This is a genomic window from Cedecea selenatireducens, from assembly GCF_042138895.1.
Lineage (GTDB): Bacteria > Pseudomonadota > Gammaproteobacteria > Enterobacterales > Enterobacteriaceae > Cedecea > Cedecea selenatireducens.
Genome location: NZ_JBHIKW010000003.1, coordinates 388,374 through 411,983, shown reverse-complemented (window position 1 = coordinate 411,983; position 23,610 = coordinate 388,374). Strand labels below are relative to the sequence as shown.

Annotated in this window: 25 protein-coding genes; 10 read left to right on the top strand and 15 right to left on the bottom strand. The window is 56.9% G+C overall.

All coding sequences use genetic code 11. The annotated features are described in order from the left end of the window. Nucleotides 1–9 precede the first annotated feature (9 nt). Genes phnK through phnF form a run of 6 tightly spaced genes read right to left on the bottom strand, consistent with a single transcriptional unit; the run spans nt 10 to nt 4,435 of the window. Nucleotides 10–768, bottom strand: coding sequence for a phosphonate C-P lyase system protein PhnK (gene phnK, locus ACE38U_RS07415; RefSeq protein ID WP_038476528.1), 759 nt, complete (start codon nt 766–768; stop codon nt 10–12). Beyond that, on the bottom strand, nt 765–1,610 hold the full coding sequence (locus tag ACE38U_RS07410; protein WP_008455722.1) for an alpha-D-ribose 1-methylphosphonate 5-phosphate C-P-lyase PhnJ: 846 nt from the start codon (nt 1,608–1,610) through the stop codon (nt 765–767). Before ACE38U_RS07410 ends, phnK begins: the two co-directional genes overlap by 4 nt. Next, nucleotides 1,603–2,667: a carbon-phosphorus lyase complex subunit gene (locus ACE38U_RS07405; protein ID WP_038476525.1), complete on the bottom strand. Its 1,065-nt coding sequence runs from the start codon at nt 2,665–2,667 to the stop codon at nt 1,603–1,605. The genes ACE38U_RS07410 and ACE38U_RS07405 overlap by 8 nt, the downstream gene beginning before the upstream one ends. Continuing rightward, complete coding sequence (gene phnH / locus ACE38U_RS07400; RefSeq protein WP_375529415.1) at nt 2,667–3,251, bottom strand: phosphonate C-P lyase system protein PhnH; 585 nt, start codon at nt 3,249–3,251, stop codon at nt 2,667–2,669. Before phnH ends, ACE38U_RS07405 begins: the two co-directional genes overlap by 1 nt. Then, nucleotides 3,248–3,709 (bottom strand): phosphonate C-P lyase system protein PhnG, encoded by a 462-nt coding sequence (gene phnG / locus ACE38U_RS07395; protein WP_176981209.1) that lies wholly within the window; start codon nt 3,707–3,709, stop codon nt 3,248–3,250. The genes phnH and phnG overlap by 4 nt, the downstream gene beginning before the upstream one ends. Beyond that, nucleotides 3,710–4,435, bottom strand: a complete 726-nt coding sequence (phnF, locus tag ACE38U_RS07390) for a phosphonate metabolism transcriptional regulator PhnF (RefSeq protein ID WP_038476516.1) — start codon at nt 4,433–4,435, stop codon at nt 3,710–3,712. Between the two features lie 224 nt (nt 4,436–4,659). Here phnF and ACE38U_RS07385 point away from each other — a divergent pair, with 224 nt between their 5' ends. Continuing rightward, complete coding sequence (locus ACE38U_RS07385; RefSeq protein WP_375529414.1) at nt 4,660–4,839, top strand: hypothetical protein; 180 nt, start codon at nt 4,660–4,662, stop codon at nt 4,837–4,839. A 193-nt stretch (nt 4,840–5,032) separates the two neighbouring features. Here ACE38U_RS07385 and yjdN read toward each other — a convergent pair whose 3' ends face one another. Together yjdN and ACE38U_RS07375 are read right to left on the bottom strand one after the other, a co-directional pair. Further along, on the bottom strand, nt 5,033–5,461 hold the full coding sequence (gene yjdN / locus ACE38U_RS07380; RefSeq protein ID WP_038476513.1) for a VOC family metalloprotein YjdN: 429 nt from the start codon (nt 5,459–5,461) through the stop codon (nt 5,033–5,035). A 99-nt stretch (nt 5,462–5,560) separates the two neighbouring features. Then, the gene (locus ACE38U_RS07375; RefSeq protein WP_038476510.1) at nt 5,561–5,896 is read right to left on the bottom strand and encodes a zinc ribbon domain-containing protein YjdM; all 336 of its coding nucleotides are present in this window, start codon (nt 5,894–5,896) and stop codon (nt 5,561–5,563) included. 409 nt (nt 5,897–6,305) lie between these two features. On the opposite strand from ACE38U_RS07375, the gene ACE38U_RS07370 reads away from it, so the two are divergent. From ACE38U_RS07370 to ACE38U_RS07360, 3 genes are all read left to right on the top strand, one after another. Further along, nucleotides 6,306–6,974, top strand: coding sequence for a WYL domain-containing protein (locus tag ACE38U_RS07370; RefSeq protein ID WP_038476507.1), 669 nt, complete (start codon nt 6,306–6,308; stop codon nt 6,972–6,974). Between the two features lie 104 nt (nt 6,975–7,078). Continuing rightward, nucleotides 7,079–9,445 carry a clamp-binding protein CrfC gene (gene crfC / locus ACE38U_RS07365; RefSeq protein WP_375529413.1) on the top strand — a complete coding sequence of 789 codons (2,367 nt, stop codon included), beginning with the start codon at nt 7,079–7,081 and terminating at the stop codon, nt 9,443–9,445. After that, complete coding sequence (locus ACE38U_RS07360; RefSeq protein WP_038476501.1) at nt 9,442–10,317, top strand: diguanylate cyclase regulator RdcB family protein; 876 nt, start codon at nt 9,442–9,444, stop codon at nt 10,315–10,317. The genes crfC and ACE38U_RS07360 overlap by 4 nt, the downstream gene beginning before the upstream one ends. A gap of 14 nt (nt 10,318–10,331) precedes the next feature. Here ACE38U_RS07360 and ACE38U_RS07355 read toward each other — a convergent pair whose 3' ends face one another. Then, entirely contained in the window at nt 10,332–10,691 is a 360-nt protein-coding gene (locus ACE38U_RS07355) for a winged helix-turn-helix transcriptional regulator (protein WP_375529412.1), read from the bottom strand. Nucleotides 10,692–10,813: 122 nt separating this feature from the next. Between ACE38U_RS07355 and ACE38U_RS07350 the strand changes: the two genes are divergently transcribed. The 4 genes from ACE38U_RS07350 (at nt 10,814) to ACE38U_RS07335 (ending at nt 14,985) form a co-directional block, all read left to right on the top strand. Continuing rightward, nucleotides 10,814–11,557 carry an SDR family oxidoreductase gene (locus ACE38U_RS07350; RefSeq protein WP_038476498.1) on the top strand — a complete coding sequence of 248 codons (744 nt, stop codon included), beginning with the start codon at nt 10,814–10,816 and terminating at the stop codon, nt 11,555–11,557. A gap of 386 nt (nt 11,558–11,943) precedes the next feature. Beyond that, nucleotides 11,944–12,270, top strand: coding sequence for a PTS sugar transporter subunit IIB (locus ACE38U_RS07345; protein WP_375529411.1), 327 nt, complete (start codon nt 11,944–11,946; stop codon nt 12,268–12,270). Beyond that, nucleotides 12,267–13,670 (top strand): glycoside hydrolase family 1 protein, encoded by a 1,404-nt coding sequence (locus tag ACE38U_RS07340; RefSeq protein ID WP_375529410.1) that lies wholly within the window; start codon nt 12,267–12,269, stop codon nt 13,668–13,670. The genes ACE38U_RS07345 and ACE38U_RS07340 overlap by 4 nt, the downstream gene beginning before the upstream one ends. After that, nucleotides 13,657–14,985, top strand: a complete 1,329-nt coding sequence (locus ACE38U_RS07335) for a PTS sugar transporter subunit IIC (RefSeq protein WP_375529409.1) — start codon at nt 13,657–13,659, stop codon at nt 14,983–14,985. The genes ACE38U_RS07340 and ACE38U_RS07335 overlap by 14 nt, the downstream gene beginning before the upstream one ends. A gap of 413 nt (nt 14,986–15,398) precedes the next feature. Here the strand turns inward: ACE38U_RS07335 and ACE38U_RS07330 are convergent, their stop codons facing one another. Then, nucleotides 15,399–16,619 carry an amino acid deaminase gene (locus tag ACE38U_RS07330; protein ID WP_375529408.1) on the bottom strand — a complete coding sequence of 407 codons (1,221 nt, stop codon included), beginning with the start codon at nt 16,617–16,619 and terminating at the stop codon, nt 15,399–15,401. Between the two features lie 202 nt (nt 16,620–16,821). On the opposite strand from ACE38U_RS07330, the gene ACE38U_RS07325 reads away from it, so the two are divergent. Both ACE38U_RS07325 and ACE38U_RS07320 read left to right on the top strand, forming a co-directional pair. Beyond that, the gene (locus ACE38U_RS07325) at nt 16,822–18,258 is read left to right on the top strand and encodes an N-acyl-D-amino-acid deacylase family protein (protein ID WP_375529442.1); all 1,437 of its coding nucleotides are present in this window, start codon (nt 16,822–16,824) and stop codon (nt 18,256–18,258) included. Nucleotides 18,259–18,415: 157 nt separating this feature from the next. Continuing rightward, complete coding sequence (locus ACE38U_RS07320; protein WP_038476481.1) at nt 18,416–18,808, top strand: RidA family protein; 393 nt, start codon at nt 18,416–18,418, stop codon at nt 18,806–18,808. Here the strand turns inward: ACE38U_RS07320 and ACE38U_RS07315 are convergent. The 5 genes from ACE38U_RS07315 to ACE38U_RS07295 all read right to left on the bottom strand — a co-directional run bounded on the left by ACE38U_RS07315 (nt 18,805) and on the right by ACE38U_RS07295 (nt 23,179). After that, nucleotides 18,805–19,668: a MurR/RpiR family transcriptional regulator gene (locus ACE38U_RS07315; protein WP_038476478.1), complete on the bottom strand. Its 864-nt coding sequence runs from the start codon at nt 19,666–19,668 to the stop codon at nt 18,805–18,807. The genes ACE38U_RS07320 and ACE38U_RS07315 overlap by 4 nt on opposite strands. Before the next feature lie 79 nt (nt 19,669–19,747). Further along, nucleotides 19,748–20,596, bottom strand: coding sequence for a metal ABC transporter permease (locus ACE38U_RS07310; protein ID WP_038476476.1), 849 nt, complete (start codon nt 20,594–20,596; stop codon nt 19,748–19,750). Next, a complete protein-coding gene (gene sitC / locus ACE38U_RS07305; RefSeq protein ID WP_008453328.1) occupies nt 20,593–21,450 on the bottom strand; it encodes an iron/manganese ABC transporter permease subunit SitC in 858 nt (285 codons plus the stop codon). Before sitC ends, ACE38U_RS07310 begins: the two co-directional genes overlap by 4 nt. After that, nucleotides 21,450–22,268, bottom strand: a complete 819-nt coding sequence (locus ACE38U_RS07300) for a manganese/iron ABC transporter ATP-binding protein (RefSeq protein ID WP_038476473.1) — start codon at nt 22,266–22,268, stop codon at nt 21,450–21,452. Before ACE38U_RS07300 ends, sitC begins: the two co-directional genes overlap by 1 nt. After that, complete coding sequence (locus tag ACE38U_RS07295) at nt 22,265–23,179, bottom strand: metal ABC transporter substrate-binding protein (protein WP_038476471.1); 915 nt, start codon at nt 23,177–23,179, stop codon at nt 22,265–22,267. Before ACE38U_RS07295 ends, ACE38U_RS07300 begins: the two co-directional genes overlap by 4 nt. Nucleotides 23,180–23,610: the final 431 nt, after the last annotated feature.

Here is a 23,610-nt window from a genome sequence, read left to right as displayed (position 1 = left end):
AGCGAGTACCTAATTCTGAAGGACGGAGGACACCAAAAGCTGGGTATACGGGTGATGCGGGTCGTCCAGTACGCGGTCGGTCAGCCCACTTTCCACCACTTTGCCCTGTTTCATCACCAGCAGGCGGTCGGCCAGCAGGCGAGCCACGCCCAGATCGTGGGTGACAATCACCACGGCCAGGTTCAGCTCCACCACCAGGCCGCGCAGCAGGTCGAGCAGGCGCGCCTGAACTGAAACATCCAGCCCGCCGGTAGGCTCATCCATAAATACCAGCTTCGGATGGGTCACCAGGTTGCGGGCGATCTGCAGGCGCTGCTGCATCCCGCCGGAAAACGTGGTCGGCAGGTCGTCGATGCGTGATGCAGGAATTTCGACTTCTTCCAGCCAGCGCTGGGCGGTGGCGCGGATGTCGCCGTAGTGGCGCGCCCCGGTTGCCATCAGGCGCTCGCCGATATTACCGCCGGCAGAAACGTGGCGGCGCAGGCCGTCCATCGGATGCTGGTGTACCACGCCCCATTCGGTGCGCAGCAGGCGGCGGCGTTCGCCTTCCGACATCCCGTACAGGGAGCTGTCGAGGTAAATCACTTCCCCTTCCTGCGGCGCAAGGCGGGCGGAAATCGCCTTCAGCAGCGTCGTTTTACCGGAGCCGGACTCGCCCACGATGCCCAGCACTTCACCGGGCCAGAGGTCGAACGACACGTCCATAAAGCCTTTACCGGGCGCATAGAGGTGGGTGAGGTTATTCACCGAAAGTAACGGGCTGGTCATGACTGAGAGGCCTCACTGTTCTGGCGGCAGTAGTCGGTATCGGAGCAGACGAACATGCGGTTGCCCGCGTCGTCGAGCACCACTTCATCAAGGTAGCTGTGGCGTGACCCACAAATAGCGCACGGCTCTTCCCATTCCTGGACCTGGAAAGGATGGTCGTCGAAGTCGAGGCTCTCTACGCGGGTAAACGGCGGCACGGCGTAAATGCGTTTTTCGCGCCCGGCGCCAAACAGCTGCAGCGCAGGGGACATGTGCATTTTCGGGTTATCAAATTTCGGGATTGGCGACGGGTCCATCACGTAGCGATCGTTCACCTTCACCGGGTAGGCGTAGGTGGTGGAGATGTGGCCGAAGCGGGCGATATCTTCGTACAGCTTCACCTGCATCACGCCGTACTCTTCCAGCGCGTGCATGGTGCGGGTTTCCGTTTCGCGTGGCTCGATAAAGCGCAGCGGTTCAGGGATCGGCACCTGATATATCAGGATCTGGTCTTCAACCAGCGGCGTTTCCGGGATGCGGTGGCGGGTCTGCACCAGCGTTGCGTCTTCGGTGCGCTCGGTGGTGTTCACGCCGGTCACGCGCTTGAAGAAGTTACGAATCGAGACGGCGTTAGTGGTGTCGTCCGCGCCCTGGTCAATCACCTTCAGCACGTCAGACTCGCCAATCAGGCTGGCGGTGAGCTGAATGCCGCCGGTGCCCCAGCCGTAAGGCATCGGCATTTCGCGGCCGCCAAACGGCACCTGGTAACCTGGGATCGCCACGGCTTTCAGCATCGCGCGGCGGATCATGCGTTTGGTTTGCTCGTCCAGATAGGCAAAATTATAGCCGCTCAGGTTAGCCATTTGCTCGCTCCTTTATCAGGCGGTTAAGCAGCTCCAGTTCGGCCTGGAAATCTACGTAATGCGGCAGCTTGAGGTGGGACACAAAGCCGGCCGCTTCCACGTTATCCGCGTGGGATAACACAAATTCTTCGTCCTGCGCCGGGCCTGCGACGGTTTCGTCGTAGTCGGGAGCCTGGAGCGCGCGGTCAACCAGCGCCATCGCCATGGTTTTGCGCTCGCTCATGCCGAATGCCAGACCGTAGCCGCGCGTGAAGTGCGGGGCTTCATCTTCGGGAGCGACAAAGCCGTTCACCATTTCGCATTCGGTCATCAGCAGTTCGCCGATGTTCACCGCAAAACCCAGCTCTTCCGGCACAATTTCGATATCCACGTAGCCGCTGCGGATCTCGGCAGCAAACGGGTGATTGCGCCCGTAGCCACGCTGGGTGGAGTAAGCCAGCGCCAGCAGGTAGCCTTCGTCGCCGCGCACCAGCTGCTGCAGGCGCGAAGAGCGCGAGCACGGGTAAACCGGCGGGTTGCGGGTGATGTCGTCCGGCTGCGCGCCGTCGTCTTCTTCGACTTTCGCCAGGCCCTGCTTTGCCAGCATGCTGAACACGTGCGGAGAAGGGGCGCTTTGCTCGTCGGCAGGTTCTGCATCAGGCACTTCGCCATTGGCCAGCAGCGTGAAGTCCAGCAGGCGGTGCGTGTAGTCATAGGTTGGGCCCAGCAGCTGGCCGCCAGGGACGTCTTTATAAACGGCGGAGATACGGCGCTCGAGGCGCATCTCAGCGGTGTTCAGCGGCTCGCTAACGGCCAGGCGCGGCAGGGTTGTGCGGTAGGCGCGCAGCAGGAAAATGGCTTCAATCATGTCGCCGCTGGCCTGCTTGATAGCCAGCGCGGCGAGTTCCCGGTCGGCGATGCCGCCTTCCGTCATCACGCGGTCAACCGCCAGGCCAAGCTGCTGTTCTATTTGCGCGACGCTCAGCTCCTTCAGCGTTTCATCGCCGCGTCGGTTGCGCTCCTGCAGGGCGTGGGCGGCGGAGATTGCCTTCTCGCCCCCTTTGACGGCAACGTACATCAGCACACCTCCACGTGGGTGGTCCGTGGGATAGCCAGCAGGCGATCGCCACAGGTCAAAATCAGGTCAATGCCCAGCGGGAACGGATGCGGGCGTTCGGTCAGTTCGTGCAACACGCATTCCGGCAGCTGTGGGGCAATCATGCGTTCTTCGTTGATCCCGGCGCCGGTCAGGCGAAGCATGCGCCCGCCGCTCAGGCTGGAAACCTGCAGGATCAGCGTCGCGCTGGTATCAGGGGCAATGTCGCAGCCCTGGGCCAGCAGGTTCAGCTGTTCAGAAGAGATAGCGTCGCTGGCGACGGCAAACTGCGCGTGTTCAGGCTGCTCGCACAGCGGTGCATTGGTGTGAAAACGAATATTCTGTGCGGCAATATCGTTGCCCAACGTGCTGTCAATCCACACCGGCGTGTCGTTATCGGCCAGCGTCAGCAGCACGCTGGTGGTGGCGACGTTCAACGGCAGCCAGCCCTGTTGTAGCGAGGTCAGCGCGACAATCACGCCCGGCTCGCTCATGGCTTTAAGCAGGCGACGGAAACTCTGCTGGGCGTCCTGCACCGGAAGGGTAAAAGCGGTCATTAGTGTCATGCGTTGTCTCCGCGTACCAGCGTGAAGAAGTCCACGCGGCTGCTGTTAACTTCCGCACGGCGAGCGGCAAGGCGTTGTTCACGGTTGGCCGCCAGCGGTGCAATTAAGGTTTCTTGTAGCGTTTGAAAATGCGCGGTTTCCTGCATCAGGGCGTCGATCACCGCGCAGCATTCGGCGTGCTGTTTATGCCGGCCGAGCAGGTAGCTGTAGCCGTAGGTTCCGCTCGCCAGTTTGACCACCGAGCGGGTCAGCGTGGCGTCACCGGTAAAGAAGCGCTGGCCGGTGCCGCCCATGCGGGCCTGCACCTGAACCAGGCCGATTTCTGGCGCGCGAATGAGCGTGTAATCCGCGCTGATGTTCAGGCTGTTCCAGCGCTCGAGAAGCTCCTGCGGTTGGCTGTGTGACAGCACCGCCATCCACTCGCGGCGCTGTTCGGTGTTGAAATGGCTGGTGTCCATTTAGTGCTCCATGGTGAATTCAATCATGTCGGCACGGGTCAGGCTGACGGAGTATTCCGTCGCTCTGGCCTCGCCTTCACGGTGATTAAGGGTGCGTACACAGAGCAGCGGCGCCATGTTGGGAATTTCCAGCAGGCGGCTCTCTTTGGCCTGGGAACGGCGGGCGCTGATACGGGTTTGGGCGCGGGTCAGGGCAATGCCTAATTCCGCCTGAAGAAAATCGTGCAGCGATCCGTTGCCGAAAGTTTGCAGCGTCGGCCACCAGCTCTGTTCGGAAAAATAATGGTCGATGATGCACACCGCGATGCCGTTGACCCGGCGCAGGGTGCGCAGGTGAATAACGTTATCTCCCTCGGCCAGCCCCAGCGCATCTGCGACATCCTGCGAGGCCGGGCGGATCACCGCCAGCAGGCGTTCGCTGGTCGGGTGGCTGCCCTGATCGAGAAGGTTTTGGCTAAAGCGAGCCTGCGCGTTAAGCGGGTAGTCAAACGGGCGCATCAGCACCAGCACGCCAACGCCCTGGCGGCGCTGCACCCAGCCTTTGTTGACCAGCTCGTCAATGGCGCGGCGGAGCGTGTGGCGGTTAACCTCATAGTAGGCGGCAAGCTGGGTTTCAGCGGGCAGGTAGTCGCCGCAGCGGTAGTTGTTCCGCAGCTCCTGTTCGAGCCGGGCGGCTATCTCCTGATAGCGGGTTGGGTAACTGGTCGGATGTCTGGACAAGTGCATAACAGTCAAAGCCTCTCGAATCAGATAAAGCAAATACGCAGCGGCAGGGCTGTGCAGGGGTTTTGCTTGATGAGGTGAAGAGTCGTTTGCATCACGGGCCTCCTTCAAAAGTTGCCTCATGGTGCCGGGGAAAAGTGACGGTTTTGTTAATGATTGGTTTCTGTACGATGAAGAGTTGAAGTTTGCGGCCGGGGAAGTGGCGGGTTTATCGTGGAATCAGACAGTTGGCTCGTTTTGCCGAAAAAACTGACAGAGAGAGGGATAAAGAAATATTAACAATGTGGGTATGTGGCGAGGAAAAAATGCTGTGCGCAAGCATTAAATATATTCTATATCCTAATCATGTTTTGCCTTTTTATTATTGGCTTATCGCTGAAATAATGAATGCCGTGCCGTGGTTTTAATTTATCTCCTCTTTGATCATTACCTTCGTAGGTTTATTCATTTTTGTCTGGAATAAATTTTGTAAAAAGGAATAATTAAATAACATCAAAAAAATGAATATACCCGTCGCTTTGATTTCCTTAGTTTTTTAATCACCAGGAAAAATAAAGGGCCCGGCAGAATGGGCCCTGAATGAATAATAGAACACAGGCTTTATCTTTCGACGTTGACCATCCACGGAATGCCGAACTTATCCGTCAGCGAGCCATACCCTTTTGCCCAAAAGGTTTCGCTCCACGGCATGGTGACGGTGCCGCCTGCCGAAAGCCCTTCAAACCAGCGTTTACCCTCTGCCGTATCGTGGCTTGCCAGGCAGAGTGAAAAGCCGCTGTGCTGCGGTTTGTCTCCGCTCATGCTGGCGTCGGTCATCATCAAATCGTTGCCGGCCACCCGCAGGCTGGCGTGCATGATGCTGTCGTCTGCGTAGGCAACGGCGCCGCTGCAGCCTTCGGTATTCGTCGCTTCTTTGGGCATTTCACCGAAGGTGATTTTGAACGTCAGTTCGGCGCCCAACGCCTGCTGGTAAAAGGCAATAGCCTCGGCGCAGCGGCCGTTTAATGAAATGTAGGGTCCTAAAGGCATAACCGAATCCTCTGTAAGGAGAGTGCAGAGGAAGTGTAGATTGTGCGGGAAAGGTAAGCCAGGCGGGGCAGGCGGCCAGGCCACCTGCCGGGGGAGTCATCAGTTCTTTTTCACAAACTCAGATTTCAGCTTCATTGGGCCAAAACCGTCGATTTTACAATCAATGTTGTGATCGCCTTCAACCAGGCGGATATTCTTCACTTTTGTGCCGATCTTCAGCATTGAAGAGCTGCCTTTGACCTTCAAATCTTTCACCACGGTGACGCTGTCGCCGTCGACCAGCAGGTTACCGTTGGCGTCTTTTACCACTAATTGAGCGTCTTCTTCGCTCGCGGCGGCCGGGTTCCATTCATGAGCGCACTCCGGGCAAATCAGCATGCCGTTGTCTTCATAGGTGTATTCGGAATTGCACTGCGGGCAATGAGGGAGTTGCATTATCTGATCCTCAAGGTGAGATAAAGTAATGAAAAATAGCGACTTGGCAGCAAAAGCATGCTGAGTCGCGAAAAAGTGCTGAGATTATACATCAAATCCCTACATTTGCAGGGATTATTGCCGCAAGCCAGTGCCCGGTGGCCTCCCCGCCAGCCTTAAATCGCAAAAATTCTTTCATTCAGAGAAATAAGCCTCAAATTTAACTTAAAGTTCAGGCTTTAATTGCCGTTAAATAAGGCTAATTTAACTTAGTTTCACTTCGCTTCAAGCAAGTCTGCCAGCATGGGCCACTGCGCTATACCTGTTTGAAAAAATAAAAAAAAGCGTATTGCGCTGACACCTCCTGTCACTTGACAGGGGTATGGTTGGGCCTATGGATGTACCGATACAGAGGCAGGAACCGATGAGAATGAAAGGCGCAAAAGTAAAAGTTGCAGATCGACTGGCCGAAATCGTCTTAAGTCTTTATCAGGGGGAAACCCTTTCCGCTGATATTATCCGCCAGCGTTTTGATGTAGATATGCGAACTGCGTATCGTGATTTGAACCGGCTTGGTGCTATTCTGGAGGATGTCGGCGAGGGGAAAAAGCGTCTCTCTTCGCATTTAAAAGGACAGTTTAACGTAAACGACCTGTTACGCATTACCAAACGCGTAGGGCTTGCTGCGTTTTATCCGTGGTACGACATAAAGAGCCATAATCAATATATTACCTTACGGGCTATTCCAGATTTATTGGTTGTAGGGTATGAATATGAAAATAGTCCGCAGCGTAAAGCTATTTTTTATCCATTATTTGACGATCGGGATGATCCTGGCGGGGAAAGGGTGAAAACGGAGGTGCTGTTACAAGTTTCGGCGCAGGCAGCCGAACATTTTAAACAGCGCAAACTATTACCTTTTCAAAAAACCATCAGAGAGCTTGATAACGGAGAGTTGCTTTTGGCAAGCCATATTGCTTCGCCTGAGCAATTGTTTCCGCTGGTGCAGTATTGGATACCGCATCTCACCATTATTTCCCCGCAGGTCTGGCAGAGTGACTTAAAAGCCAGGATCGCGGCATGGTGTAATGTTAATTAATAAATTATTTTCCTCACGTAATTATAAAAACCGGTATTGCCATGATTACAACTAAACGATGGCGGAGATAAAACCGGATAATTTGAGTTAAGGAAAGATTTTTTATGCACACACAAACCATTTTTGAACTGAGTCAGGAAGCCGAGCGGCTATTGCAATTAGCGTTGCAAAATCTTAACGCTTTAAAAGTCGCTCCGCTGGCTTTACAGCATGAACAAAATAGCGCTTTGGCGAACCCCGTGGCCTCGGTACATCCATTGAAATTTAGCCCACGCGGGATCGAATTGCAGAAAGACATGCTGCAAAACGAAAGGCGCAAAATAACCCAACATGAAATGGTGCTGGCGATTGTCGGCACCATGAAGGCGGGGAAATCGACCACCATCAATGCCATCGTGGGCACTGAGGTATTGCCTAACCGCAACCGGCCGATGACGGCGCTGCCGACGCTGATTCGCCACACGCCCGGCCAGCGCGAGCCGGTGCTGCACTTCCCGTATGTGCAGCCGATAGAAAGCCTGATGGGGACGCTGCAGGAAAAGCTGCTGACCACCCAGCGGGAAACGCTGACCAGCAGGCTGGAAATGGACCGGGATATGGAGGCGCTGATTGCCCGTATCGCCAACGGCACCGGCTTTGAACGTCACTATCTGGGCGCGCAGCCTATTTTTCACTGCCTGAAGAGCCTGAACGATCTGGTGCGCTTATGCCGCGTGCTGGACGTCGCCTTCCCCTTCAAGGCCTACGCTGCGATTGAACACGTGCCGGTCATTGAGGTGGAGTTTGTGCATCTGGCGGGCCTCAAAAATGGCCACGGGCAGCTGACGCTGCTGGACACGCCGGGGCCAAACGAAGCGGGGCAGCCGCACCTGCAAAAGATGCTGAAAGAGCAGCTGGCCCAGGCCTCCGCCGTGCTGGCCGTGATGGACTATACGCAGCTCAAATCTATTTCTGACGAAGAGGTGCGCGAGGCGGTGCTTGGCGTCAGCAAATCCGTGCCGCTTTATGCGCTGGTGAATAAGTTCGACCAGAAGGACCGCAATGGCGACGATGAAACCCAGGTGAAAGCGATGATTGCCGGCACGCTGATGAAAGGCAGCATTGAGCCGGACCACGTTTTCCCGGTGTCGAGCATGTGGGGTTATCTTGCTAACCGCGCCCGCTATGAGCTGGTAACGCATGGCCGCCTGCCCGATCCCGAACAGCAGCGGTGGGTGCAGGATTTTGCCGAAGCGGCATTGGGCAGGCGCTGGCGCAGTGCGGATTTAGCCGATATTGAACACCTGCGGCACGCGGCGGATCTGCTGTGGGAAGACTCCATGTTTGAGTCGCCGATTGAGGCTATCCTGCATGCCGCTCACGCCAATGCTTCGTTGTATACCCTACGTGCGGCGTGCCATAAGCTGCTGGACTATGCCGAGGGCGCCGAGCGCTACCTGAGCTTCCGTTGCCAGGGGCTGCAGGTGACCAACGACAGTCTGCAGGAGAATATCCAGCAGTTGGAGCAGGATATTCAGCTGCTACAAACTTCGCAGCAGCTGGTCAGTACGATGATTCAGCGGCAGGTCAGCGAGGCGCTGGAAGGCATCGGCTCCTTTGTGCGGCGCTTTGAAGCTCAGATCCATAACGACCTGAGCGCCTATTTCCGTGAAGGAAGGTTAGGCGAAGAGAAGCTGCATCCGCTTTACCCTCATGCGTTAACGCGCAGCGTAGATTTTGCCCCGGGAAGCGACAAGCTGCTGGGGGAGGATGAGGCGACGGCCCGCACGCTGCTGCACAAGGTCCGCGCTTCCAGCGAAGGCATTTTATTTTCCGCCCAGGAGACGCTGACCGGAGAACTTGGTTCGCTACTTAGCAACCTTGAGGCGAGCCTGGGCTATACGCTGCAGTCCGCGTTAAAACCCATCGAGCAGCGGGTGAGTGATGGCCTGAAGGTGGCAGGGTTCCGCGCCCAGATAAGCCTGCCTGCATTCCAGGCCAGCCAGCTTAACTTTAATATCCGGCAGGCGTTCACCAACGTTATCGAAAGCCAGGAGGTGCCGATGTCGCAAATGCAGCCGCAAAACGGCATGCGTGGCGTGCTGGCGCGTTGGCTTAATAGCGTGGACTGGGGCTGGGAAGACTATGCGGCCACGCACAGCCGCTACGTTATCGACCTGGAGAAGCTTCAGCAGAAGCTGCACGACCACGTGGCAACTTTCCTGGCCCAGATAAACCAGGCTATTACCGCGCAGGTTGATGTTTCGGTCACGGCCGGTATGGCGACCTTTTTCGCCGATTATTCTCGGGCCCTGGACGCTATTCGCAGCAATCTGCAGCAAAGTCTTGCCGCTAAACAGCAGAATGACACCGTGCTGTTTTCCCTCCAGAGCCAGCTGGAACAAAGTGTCAGAACGGCACGTTACATTCACGAGGATACCCGCCTGTTGCGCGACGATATCCAGACGCTTTTCTCAGCGGAGCAACAATGAGCGGTGTATTAATGGAAGGGCCGGTTAGAACCCTCAGCAGTCTTAGCGAAAAATTTGTCGTCGATTTTGCGATGGGCATTGATGTTGCCCGCCAGCCGTGGAGCAGCCAGCAAAGCAAAGAGTTTTACGAGCAGCTTGTGGAAGTGTTTGTCGTGGGCGCCAGGCGGAATTCAGTACTGGCCGCTATGGCACCGCAGGACGACCTGGAGGCGTCGCTGGTGAGGCTCGGCCTGCTGTCGGCTGACCTGGCGAAAAGCTACCTCGCCAACAGCCAGATAAGCGAGAGAATTGCCCAGCTCGAGCCGGTTTCCGCGCGAACGGCGCATCACTCCGATGCGGCTCGTGGGCGGCTGCTGGCCCTGCGCCAGCAAATATCTCAGCGACTGTCGCGGATAGAAGCGGACCTGGAGCATAGCGATCTTCTCAGGCAGGGGATGGTGCACAGCGAACAGATTTTCTCCCGCTGGCGCAGCGGGCACTATTTTTCCTTCTCTCCTGCTGCACGTTGCTATGTCGCGCTCGAAGAGCTGCGCTGGGGCACCTTCGGCGATGCCGTACGTTTAGGCAGTCCGCAGCAGGCAGAGCAGCTGATTGAGCATGTGCGCGCTCTGGCCATCAGCCGCCTGGCGGAGGAGGTTGATGCTTCCCCGCGCACCCGTCACTATTTCCATGAGTGGCTGGCCACGCCGACTTCACCGGGCCTGCTGGAGCACAAAGACGCGCTGACCTGGCTCGGCGATGGCTGCAATATCGAGCGTCAGCCGGTCAGCTACTCGGTCACGCAAAGCTGGCAGGGCGTGGCGTTGGGTATGCCGCGAATCTGCTCGGCCATGCGCCTTGGTAGCGCGCTGGTCGACGAAGTTTTTGGTTAGGTGATTGAACGTTCTCAGGGAAGAGATTGTTCCATCTCAGCGGCATTTTGCCGCATCCACTCGGCAAGTGAATCCAGCGTCGGCCGCAGAGATTTTCCCAGCGCCGTTATCTGGTATTCCACTCGCGGCGGAACCTCGGCAAACACCTGCCTGACGACCAGCCCGCGAGCCTCAAACTGGCGCAGCTGGCGCGTTAACTCTTTCTGAGTGATGGGGCTAACCGCTCGCTGTAGATCGCTGAAACGCACCGCCTCGTCAATTACGATCAGGCGGTAAAGGATTGGGATCGCCCACTTCCCCGAAATGAGATTTACGAAGCTCACCATCGGACAGCTGCTTCCGGCCTCGGGCAGCCGCGAAATATTTTTTGTCATGCCAACTCCCGGCTTACGCCAATGCGCTCAATGTGGTGCTTTAGTATCTAATTGGTGCCTACTATCCAAAGGATACTATAGCGGAAATAATGCCCTCACCAGAGATTTATAAGGAAACGATGATGGGCAGACTTAACGGCAAATATGCCTTAATTACCGGTGGCACCAGCGGCATCGGCCTGGAAACCGCGCGGCAGTTTATGGCTGAAGGCGCGACGGTGGCGATCACCGGGCGCAGCGAGCAGGGGCTACGAGAAGCCAAAACAGTTTTGGGTAATGTACACCTGATTAAAAGCGATGCCGGTGACGTTGCCGGGCAGCGCGAAGTGGCCGCGGAGTTAGAGCAGCTTTGGCCGCAGCTTGATGTGCTTTATCTCAACGCGGGAGACGTGACGCATCACTCGCTGGAGGACTGGGATGAGCAGGCGTATGACCGGCTGATGAACATTAACCTTAAAGGCCCGTTCTTCCTGATCCAGGCGCTGCTGCCTCTGTTGGCTAACCCTTCCTCGGTGATTGTTTGCGGTTCCGTCAGCGCCCGCATCGGCCTGCCGCAGACCAATGCCTACGCGGCCAGCAAGGCGGGTATTCTTTCGCTGGCGCGCACGCTGTCTGGCGAGCTGCATCCTCGCGGTATTCGGGTCAACGGACTTAGCCCTGGCCCGACGGAAACCCCGGCATTAGGAAAATTAGGCAATGGCGTTGAGGCTGACGCGCTGCGTGAAGCCATCCGCGAGCTGGTGCCGATTGGCCGCCTCGGCACCGCGCTGGAGCTGGCCAAAGCCGCCGTGTTCCTGGCGTCTGACGAGTCGGCTTTCGTGGTCGGCACCGATCTGCTGGTCGACGGCGGCGTAGGGAATTTATAGCTTTTTACCCTCACCCTCACCCTAACCCTCTCCCTGGAAGGGAGAGGGGATAAACCATGTTCCCCGCCACCTGTTTTCCCCCTCTCCCTCTGGGAGAGGGCCGGGGTGAGGGTATGACGTAATATTCAAATAAGCTTCTGGCTGTGACCGCTGCACCATTCCCGTCAATAAAACGACACGTGAAGGCGAACATCGTCAGAAAAGTAACACTCTTATCCATCTGTTTATTAATGGATTTAATAAGGTTTAATCATTTATTTCGCCAAAAGTACCAGCCGTTAAAAGCAAATCTGTGCCACCCCTCACTTGTGGCTTTTTTCGCCGCTACCCAGAATATATTTGGCCGCATACCGCGGACACTGCATTGATTCTCTGAGGGAAAAACGATGAAAAAAATCTTCTTATGCTGTGCTGCGGGAATGTCCACCAGCATGTTAGTGGAAAGAATGAAGCAGTCCGCGCACAGCCGCGATGTGGCGGTGGAAATTACCGCCGTGCCGGTGTCAGATTTCGACCAGATCATCGATGAAGCCGATGTCATCCTGCTCGGGCCGCAGGTGAAGTTCCAGTTGCAAAACCTGAGCGCGGCGGCGGCACCTCACGGCGTTCCGGTGGCGGCCATCGACATGATGCATTACGGCTCAATGCAGGGTGATAAGGTGCTGGATCACGCGCTTTCGCTGCTGAAAACTGCTGGCCAGGGGTCCGTATGAAATACCGTTTTCCCGACAAATTCTGGTGGGGCACGGCGACCAGCGCCACGCAGTCTGAGGGACGAGTTGAGGGCGATGGCAAGGGCGAGAATATCTGGGATTACGCCTCGCACGAGTTTAACAGCCGTTTTTACAACGGCGTCACCGCTGACGATACCTCTACGTTTTACCAGCGCTGGCGGGAAGACATTCAGCTGGCGAAAAACATTGGCCTGAATTCATTCCGCACGTCGATTTCCTGGTCCCGGCTGATCCCTGATGGCGACGGCGAGGTCAATCCTCAGGCCGTGCAGTTTTACAGCGACGTGATTGATGAGCTGATTCGCCGGGGGATCGAGCCTTTTATCAATCTCTACCATTTTGATATGCCGATGGCGCTGCAGGCAAAGGGCGGATTTGAGAACCGCGAGGTGGTGGACGCTTTCGCTCGCTATGCGGGAATTTGCTACCGGCTGTTTGGCGACCGCGTGCGTTACTGGTTTACCTTCAACGAGCCGCTTATCCCCGCCGAGGCAGGTTATTTACATCCACGCCATTATCCTTACGTGACGGATTTTCGCCGTGCGGCCCAGGTGCTGCACCACATTGTTATCGCCCACTGTAAGGCGGTGGCCGCCTGGCGAGAAATGAACCTGGACGGGCAGATTGGCATCATCATGGACGTCATCCCCGTTTATCCGCGCAGCGACAGCCCGGAAGATCTGCGGGCTGCGGAAATGGCTGACCTGTTCTACACGCGCAGCATTAACGAACCGATGCTGCTTGGGCGCTACCCCGACGAGCTGGTGGCACTGCTGAAAGAATACGATGTGCTGCCGAAGGTATTGCCGGGTGACTGTGAGCTGATTGCCGCGACCCGCGTTGATTTGCTGGGCATCAATTACTATCGCCCACGCCGGGTTAAGGCGCGTGAAACGCTGCTTGAAGAGCCTCACGGGTTTGTGCCGGAGCGTTTTTTTGAAGAGTACGTGATGCCGGGGCGGCGCATGAATACCTCGCGTGGCATCGAGATTTACCCGCCCGCGCTGTACGACATCGCCATGCTGGTGAAAGAGCGCTACGGCAACCTGCCGTGGTTCGTCTCGGAAAATGGCATTGGCATCATGGACGAAGAGCAGTTCATGGTGGACGGCGAAGTGCAGGACGATTACCGCATCGAGTTTCTTCGGGAGCACTTAACCTGGCTGCATAAAGCGATGGCGGAAGGCAGCCAGTGCCTGGGCTACCAGATGTGGACCTTTATCGACTGCTGGTCGTGGCAGAACGCCTATAAAAATCGCTACGGTTTCTACCGGCTTGATTTAGCGACGCAGCAGCGTTCGCTGAAAAAGTCCGGGCGCTGGTTCCGTGGCGTGATCGAGAACAACGGGTTTGAGGAGGCTGACCATGTCGACCTTTGATAAGTTAGCCGACAAGCTGATGCCGGTGGCGAACGCTATCGGCAACCAGCGCCATATGCAGGCGATACGCAACGGGCTTATCTCTATTTTGCCGCTGACCATCGTCGGCTCTTTCTTCGTGATCCTGCTGAATATCCCGATTAAGGGCTACATGGACTTTATTGCGCCGTGGCGCGATATGCTGGACGTGCCGTTCCGCTTTACCGTCGGGCTGATGTCGCTGTACGCCGCGTTTACCATCGGCTCGTTCCTCGGTAAAAGCTACAAGCTGAACGATATCACCAGCGGCCTGCTGGCGATGCTGGCGACGTTGCTGATGATTGTGCCGGTAAATATCAAGCAGGGCGTGACCGTGGCGGGTGAAGCGGTGGCGGGGCGCTATATTCCTGTTACGTCGCTAAGCTCTCAGGGGCTGTTTGGGGCGATTATCTCCTCGCTGATTGCCATTGAGATTTACCGCTTTATCAAAGTCCGCAACATCGAAATCAAAATGCCTGCGGGCGTGCCGCCGGTGGTCGCCAGCTCGTTTTCGGCGCTGTTCCCGACGCTTGCCGTGGTGCTGGTGTTCTGGATACCTCGCCACTTCCTGAACATCGATATTAACGCCATCATCAGCTACATCATTATGCCGCTGAAGGGCTTTATGACCGGTACCAACCTGTTTGGCGGGATTGTCACCCAGTTCTTTATCGACGTGTTCTGGGTGCTGGGTATCCACGGTCATGCGGTGATGGGGCCGCTGATCCGCCCGCTGTGGGATCAGGCGATCGTGCAGAATATGGAGCTGTTCCAGTCCGGCGTGAGCGCCTATGAGCTGCCGAATATTTTCACCGAGCAATTCTTCCAGTGGTACGCCCAGATGGGGGGCACCGGCTCAACGCTTGCGCTGGTGGTGCTGTTTATTCGCTCCCGCGTTATTTACCTGAAGCAGTTGGGCAAGCTGTCGTTTATTCCGGGGCTGTTCAACATCAATGAGCCAATGATTTTCGGCGCGCCGATCGTGATGAATCCGATCCTCGCGATCCCGTTTATTCTGGCGCCGATGGTGAATACCGTGGTGGTGTATCTGTTCACGATTAGCGGCCTGATCCCGCGCATGATGGTGAAGCCGCCGTTTACCCTCCCGGCCCCGCTGGGGGCGCTGATCACCACTAACTGGAACCTGATTGCCTGTGGGCTGGTGTTTATCTGCTTCTTTATCTCGCTGGCTATCTATTATCCGTTCTTCAAGGCGTACGAGAAGAAGATGCTGGAAACCGAGCTTCAGCAGAAGGAAGAAGAGGAGCAGGCTAAGGCGCTGGCTGAGGCGAAATAAATTTGCTAGTGCCCCTCACCCCGACCCTCTCCCGGAGGGAGAGGGGGAAAACAAAAGCTATGGGAAACATTGTTTATCCCCTCGCCCTTCCAGGGAGAGGGGGAAAACAAAAGCTATGGGAAATATTGTTTATCCCCTCGCCCTTCCAGGGAGAGGGTTAGGGTGAGGGTAAAAATAAGAAGCGAGGCACGGTTCCGGCTTAAATCGCCTCCGTTTTCTCTCCGACCCAGGACTGGGAGATAAAACGGAGGTCTGCCGCTTGAGCGGTCGATTTATTTGGCCGGGAGTCCGGGGTCTCGGGGGAATGACGGTGATTCTCCCGAGACGTTCACCAGTGCGGGGGTGACATATGAAACAGAGCTGGAAGTGAACGGAACCTCCGCTGGCCCTGCATCATCGTGGAAGAAAGCAACCTAGAACGCCGTCTCTAACTCATCCAGCACGTTATACTCGTCGTCCACCAGCAGCAGCGCTTTCCACTTATCAAACGTCAGGCACGGATGTGAGGTGCTGAACACCAGAATATCGCCGACCTGCACATCCGCGCCCGGCTTGAGTTTCAGCATAGCGTGCTGATCCATAATTCCGGTGGTTTCGAGGGTTTCGGACGGCGATGCCAGCGGCTTGCCCTGGCGGTAGTGCGCTATCGGCTGCGGCAGGCCTGCATCAAACGCGCTGTCTCGCTTGCCAAAATTCACGATTGCCCGGTCGCTTTCCGGCACCGACTGCACCATGGCCACCAGCTCCAGCGCGGAAACCAGATCGCCGCCAAGATCGCAGGCGATCCGATCGCGCGCGATCAGCTGCTCCTGAGCTTCCTGATAGATACCGCCGTCGTGGGTGATGTAGCAGCCGGGGCGGATCGCAATACGGCAGTTGGCCGGTTTCTCTGCGGCGAGCCAGATATTGCACACTACGTCATACCAGACCGAGCCTGCGCCGGTTAACAGAAATTCGCCGTCAACATAGCGCGCCATCTGGCAGGCTAATGCCGCCGCGTCTTGCAGCAACGATTCTATTTTTGGCTGTGGATTTTCGCCGTGCAGCACGCCTTCGTACAGCTCCAGGCCGCGTAAATTCAAACCGGGTAACTCAGCCACATGTTCTGCCAGCGCCAACGCCTGTTCCGTGCTGCGACAGCCGCAGCGGCCACCGGGCACGCCCAGTTCAATCAGCACGTCGAGAGTTTGGCCCTGTTGGCTAAAGAAGTCTGACAGGGCGCGGGCGTTCGTCTCGTTGTCTACGCAGCAGATGTAGTCGACCGAAGCGTGTTTATGCTTCAGCTTCGACACCAGCGCCATGTTCGCTTTCCCTACCAACTGATTCACCATCAGCACGCGCTCGATGCCGGCGGACATCGCGATGCTGGCCTGCCATGCGCTGCCTACGCCGATGGCCCACGCCCCCGCTTTTTGCTGCTGCTGGAAGATCCACGGCGTCATGGTTGTTTTCCCGTGCGGTGCCAGCGAAACGGCGCGCGCGTTGGCATAGTCCTGCATCCACCTGATGTTGTTTTTCAGAGCAGATTTTTTGATCAGGGCGGCGGGCAGGCAGACATCTTCATTGAGGACGTTGGCCGGGGAATGCATCAGGGCTGACTTATGGGGGACGAGGTTAATCTCCTGGTATTTCATAACGTATTATCTCCGGGGTTATTCTATCTTTCAGATTAGGTATCAATTTTAACTTGATGTTATTTATATTAATTATTCAAATATCTTAAATTTAATGAATAAAAGTATCATTGATTTGCAAGGGTTTTGTTTAGTTTTTCACTGTTTTTATGGCTTGTAAATGGTTAACTTGCACGCAGATTATGACTGGCGTGAGGCGCAGATGAAGTTCGATTATCTCTTCAGGAATGTCACCGTGATGGACGGTTCAGGCGGTGCGGAATATCTGGCTGATGTGGCGGTGCAGGGCGAGCGTATTGCCGATATTGCGCCGTATATCTCCGGTGAGGCCACGCATGAAATCGACGGCCGCGGACGCGTGTTAGCCCCGGGATTTATTGATGTTCACACGCACGATGACATCAACGTGCTCCGCTTCCCTGAGTATCTACCGAAGATAAGCCAGGGCGTAACCACGGTTATCGTCGGCAACTGCGGCATCAGCGCGGCGGGGGCAACGATTAACTCACAGGTGCCCGACCCGATGAATCTGTTGGGCGAGGCGTATCAGTTTGTCTATCCCACCGTTGAGGCGTATGCGCATGCCGTGGAGCAGGCACGCCCGGCTATCAACGTCGGCACGCTTGTCGGCCATACCGCGCTGCGTAATAACCAGATGGATGACCTGTTCCGCCCGGCGACGCACGAAGAGATCCTCGCCATGCGCGAGCAGCTTAAGCTGGCCCTGCAGCAGGGCGCGCTGGGATTAAGCACCGGGCTTGCCTATGCCAGCGCGTTCCAGTCCACCACCGAAGAGGTGATGGCGCTGGCGGAGGAACTGGCGGCGGAGAAGGGGATTTACACCACTCATTTGCGCTCTGAGTTTGAGCCGATTCTAGACGCGTTGGATGAAGCGTTTCGCATTGGCCGCCACGGAAACGTGCCGGTGGTGGTCTCGCACCACAAATGCGCCGGGGCGAAGAACTGGGGGCGCACGGTCGAAACGCTGAAGCTGTTCGATAAGGTGCGCGAGCAGCAGGACGTTTCCTGCGATTGTTACCCTTATTCCGCCAGCTCTTCGACGCTGGATATGAAGCAGATCACCGATGAGTTCGACATCGTGATCACCTGGTCCGAGCCGCATCCGGAGGTCGCCGGGCAGTCGCTGAAGCAAATTGCCGAGGGCTGGTCGATGTCACTTCACGAAGCGGGAAAATTACTGATGCCCGCAGGCGCGATTTATTACAACATGGACGAGCAGGACGTGCGGCGCGTGCTGCGCTACCCGGCAACGATGGTAGGGTCAGACGGGCTGCCGAACGACCCGATGCCGCATCCTCGCCTGTGGGGGGCGTTCCCACGCGTGCTGGGGCACTACAGCCGCGACGAAAAGCTTTTCCCGCTGACGCAGGCGGTGCATAAGATGACGGGGATGTCGGCGGCGCGGTTCCAACTGCCCGAACGTGGCCTGGTGAAGCGCGGCTATTATGCCGATCTGGTGTTGTTCGACCCGGCAACAGTGCGGGATGTGGCGAGCTTCAGTAACCCGAAACAGCCTGCCGTTGGTATTGAAGCGGTGATGGTGAATGGGGTGATGAGCTACGGGCTCGAGCAGAAAGTGATTGGCCGGGCGGGGAGATTCCTGCGTCGGCAGAAGTGAATATAACGTTCCCCTCACCCCGGCCCTCTCCCCAGAGAGGAGAGGGGGAAAAACGAGATAAAATCTGGTGAGGGGGAATATGTACCTTCGTCCCCTCTCCCTTCCAGGGAGAGGGTTAGGGTGAGGGTGAGGGTAAACTAATCCACAAGGAGCAATGATGAGCATTAAACGTTATGGCGTTGGCGGCAGTACCGGCACCGGCGGGCAGCCGCTGCCTTTTGCTAAAGCTGTCGAAGCGGCCGGATGGCTGTATGTGTCCGGCCAGACGCCGATGAAGGACGGCGAAGTGGTTGAGGGCGGAATTATCGACCAGTCACGGCTGGCGATTCAAAACTGCGTGGATATCATGACGGAAGCGGGTTACACCCTGGCCGACGTGGTGCACGTGAAGGTGTACCTGACCGATGCCCGCTATTTCCAGTCCTTCAATAAAGTGTTCCGCGACTTCTTCGGCGACCACCCACCGGCCCGCGTGTGCTGCGTGGCTGACCTGGTGGTGGACTGCAAAGTGGAAGTGGACGTGACCTGCTACCGCGCCGATCGGGGTTAATCGCCCAGCGGCTGCCTGTCTGCCCCGCCGCGATGGCTGTCCAGCGCCAGCTTGATGCGGCGCAGGCGGTCCTTCGCCTGGCTTTTGTTGGCCATCGCCAGTTCGGTGGCCAGCACGTCAATCATCGCCAGCATCGCGTAGCGCGAGGTGCTCGGCTTAAAAATGTAGTCGTTCTCGCGAATAATCAGCGGCAGTACGATGTCTGCCTGTTCAGCCAGCGGCGTACCCTGCGGGGTAATGGCGACGATTTTTGCGCCGTACTGGCGCGCAATAGCCGCGCTTTCCACTACTTCTGGCGTATAGCCTCCCAACGACAGGGCCACAACAACATCGTTAGAGGCCACCGACGCCGCCATCATTCTAGCCAGAAGACCGTCGCTTTGGCTCACCACCGGCAGGCCGAGGCGAAACAGACGGAACTGCAACTCCTGCGCACAAATCGTCGATCCGCCGCCCATGCCCAGCGCCAGGATTTGCCGCGCATTACTCAGCCAGGTCACAGCCTTGTTTAACGATTCCGGGTTTAGCGCACGGCGATTGATATCCAGCACGTTGATGATGGTTTCGTAGATGCCCTGCACGCCCTCAAGGTCCGGCACATCGAGAATAAATCTTTGGCCCACCGCCAGCGACTGGGCCAGTTTGACCTTGAGTTCTCGCACGTCTTTGCAGCCGATGGCGCGGGCAAAGCGGGTAATGGAGGCCTGGCTGGTTTGCGTCTGACGCGCCATTTCCGAAATCGGCAGCGCGGCGGCGGCCTGCACATCGTCCAGAATAAACTGCGCGATGCGCTTTTCGGTGGCGGTCAGCTCAACGAAACGGTCGGTGATGCAGGAGATAATATCGATGGTGTAGCTCATGGCGCGACCCTGGTACTTGTGCAAAAAACAGAAGGTACTTTGTACCATAAAATCGTTACCCGGGTCGCTTCAGGCGGGTTCAGGATGGCTCGCTTATCGCTTCCATTCGCCGCTGCCCGATCGTGGCTCGAATAAACGCGGCGATAAATACCAGCGCAGAGAGCACGACGATAGTAGGCGCGGGCGCGCTGTCGATAAAGAATGAAAGGTAAACGCCAAGAAACGACGTCACGATAGCCTGCACAAGCGCGACCAGCATCATGCCTTTGAACGTGCGCGTAAGCAGCGACGCGATAGCGCCTGGTGCGATAAGCAGGGATATTGCGAGGATAATCCCCACCGCCTTTAGCGCCGCGACGATGGTCAGCGACACCAGGCAGAGCAGGCCGTAGTTCAGCAGCTTAACGTTCAGGCCGGAAACCTGTGCCTGAATGGGATCGAAGGCATGCAGCAGCAAATCCCGCCATTTTAGCCCCACTACTACTACCGTTAGCAGCACGATAGCGCCTGTTTGCAGAATATCGCTGTAGCTTACGCCCAGCATGTCGCCAAACAGAATGTGGTCGAGGTGGATATCCGGCTTCAGGTAAACGTACAGCACCAGCCCCGCGCCAAACATGCCGGAGAAGACGATGCCCATCACCGTGTCGCGCTTGATACGGCTGTTGTCCTGCAGATAGCCGGTGGCAAAGGCACAAAACAGCCCGGCCACAAAGGCACCGAGGCCCAGCGGCAGGCCGACCATCCAGGCGATCACCACGCCGGGGAAGACCGCGTGGCTCATGGCATCGCCCATCAGCGCCCAGCCTTTTAGCACCAGGAAGCAGGAAAGCAGCGCACAGGGAATGGCGACCAGCGTGGTCATGGTCAGGGCGTTGATCATAAAGCCAAACTGGAAGGGGGAAAGCAGGGTATCTAACAGGCTCATGGCGTTTGCTCCAGGCTCAGGCGGGCGCGCCGACGGTTAGCCAGCAGGCCGTGTTTGGGCGCAAACACGAAGGTCAGCAGGAAGATAAGCGTTTGCAGTACTACGATAATCCCGCCGGTAGCGCCGTCGAGGAAGTAGCTTATCCAGGTGCCGAATGCGCTGGTAAAAGTGCCTAACGTGACGGAAATAATGAGCAGCTTAGGAAAGCGGTCCGTCAGCAGATAAGCCGTTGCGCCCGGCGTCACCACCATGCAAATCACCAGAAAAGCGCCAACGGTTTGCAGCGCTGCCACGGTGGTGGCAGAAAGCAGAGTGAAGAATAATCCCTTTAGCCACAGCGGATTAAGGCCGATGGAGCGGGCGTGGTTTTCGTCGAAGAAGGTCACCATCAGGTCTTTCCACTTCAGCAGCAGAATCGCCAGCGAGACAAAACCGATAATTGCCAGCTGCACGATATCCGACGGGGCGATAGCCAGAATATTGCCGAGCACGATGGTCTGAATGTTCACTGACGTCGGGTTGAGCGACACCATAAACAGCCCAAGGCCAAAGAATGACGAGAAGATAAGGCCAATAATGGTGTCTTCGCGCAGGCGCGTGCGCTGGTTTAAAAACAGCATGGTGCCTGCAGCGAGGCCGCCGGAGAAAAATGCGCCGATGGAAAACGGCAGGCCGAGCATATAAGCGCCGGCAACGCCGGGCACGATGGAGTGGGAAAGGGCATCGCCGATGAGCGACCAGCCTTTCAGCATCAGGTAGCAGGAGAGAAAGGCGCAGACCCCGCCGACCAGCGCCGAAACCCAGATGGCGTTGAACATATAACCATAGCTAAACGGCTCGAGCAGGACGGACATTACGGCTCCCCTTTTAACGCTGCGCCGTGGATAAACGGCCTTTCGTCGTCGGTGAGCACGCTGGTTTCTTTGCCGGTTAAGGTGACGTGGCGCAGCACGCCGCTGAAGGCCAGCTCCAGGTTTGCCTGGGTAAAGGTGACGTCGGTCGGGCCGCAGGCCAGCACGGTGCCTTTCACCAGCACGGTGTAGTCGCAGTAGTCGGTTACGGCGCCGAGGTTGTGGGTCGAGACCAGCATCGTGCGGCCTTCGTCCCGCAGCTCGCGCAGCAGGCTGATGATCTGCTCTTCCGTTTTCACGTCCACGCCGGTAAACGGTTCGTCCAGCAGGATCACCTGGCCGTCCTGGGCAATCGCGCGGGCAAGAAATACACGCTTTTTCTGCCCGCCGGACAGTTCGCCGATTTGGCGCTTGCGGAAGTCGCTCATCCCTACGCGAGCGAGGGCGTTGTCTACCGCCAGCTTGTCTGCCTTACCGGGAATCCGCAGCATCCCCATATGGCCGAAACGCCCCATCATTACCACATCTTCGACCAGCACCGGGAACGTCCAGTCCACGTCCTCTGACTGCGGAACATAGGCCACCAGGTTGTTGCGTAGCGCCTTGCGCGTGGGCATATCCAGAATCGAGATGCTGCCGCTGGCCAGGCGCACAAAGCCCATGATCGCTTTAAACAGCGTCGATTTCCCTGAGCCGTTGACCCCAACCAGCGCCGCAATGGTGCCGGTCGGAATTTCAAAGCTGGCCGCCCGCAGCGCCGTATGGCCATTGCGATAGGTGACGCTGGCGTCCTGAACGACGATACCGGGACGACGACTCATTTTTTCAGCCCTTCATTGATGCCGTTAACGATGGTGCTGGTGGTGACGCGAAGCAGGTCAAGATAGGTCGGAACCGGGCCGTTTGCCGCGCTCAGGGAGTCGACATACAGCACGCCGCCGTAATGCGCGCCGGACTCACGGGCCGCCTGGCGAGCGGGCTTATCGGAAATGGTACTTTCGCTGAAAATCGTCGGGATCTGGTATTTCCGAATGCTGTCGATCACTTTGCGCACCTGCTGCGGCGTGCCCTGCTGATCGGCGTTGATCGGCCACAGATAGAGTTCTTTCAGGCCAAAGTCGTTGGCGAGATAGGAGAATGCGCCTTCGCTGGTGACCAGCCAGCGCTTATCCGCCGGAATTTTTGCCAGCTCGTTGCGCAGGGGCTCGATGGTTTGCTGGATTTTCTGCTTGTAGGCTTCAGCGTTGCGGGTATAGGTCGCGGCGTTGTCCGGATCGTATTTAATAAACGCATCCCGGATATTATCGACGTAGATCAGCGCGTTTTGCGGCGACATCCATGCGTGAGGGTTAGGTTTGCCGTTATAAGGGCCTTCGGTGATGCCCGTGGGTTGAATGCCGGTGGTGACAACGACTTCAGGCACGCCTTTCAGGTGCTGATAAAACTTCGCGAACCAGAGTTCGAGGTTAAGCCCGTTGGTCAAAATTAGCTGAGCACCCTGCGCCCGACGAATGTCCCCTGGCGTGGGCTGGTATTCATGGATTTCAGCCCCCGGCTTGGTGATGGACTCCACGTCAGCGGCGTCTCCGGCCACGTTCTGCGCCATATCGGCGATGATAGTAAAGGTGGTGATCGCCTTAAATTTTGCCTGCGCCTGAGCGGCGCCCAATAGCATAGCCAGCGCGGCGACAGCGGCCACAATACTCTGCGTTAACTTCAGTTTCCCGGGCATCGTCTTCCCTCACGAGTGATTATAGATTCAGCGTTTATAGCAACTGCTATAAAACATAGCTGTTGCTATAATTAAATGCAAATAATTATCATTTGTGTGATTTAAAGGTGGGGGAACTCATTCAGGTTGTTTCTTCACTATAAAGTTCTCGGCCTATGCCGGATCTGCTAAGGTCCGTTCACCTGTAGAACGATTTCCCCTGTGCGTTCAGAAACGGTGAACGTGTCCGGGGGATAACGCCATCCCCCGAACAGCCCCGGCGCCCGGCGAGCTCATCGCCGCTGAAGCGGTAAACCCACCGGCTATCACCCAAACATTCGGGGTCGTTCGCGATTCGTTCCCGACGATCGCTCTCTTTCGCTGTTCCCGACAGCTCAACCCCGCCTGAGTTGGGTCATAACCGGGGGCGATGAGAGCCGGGGACAAGGGCG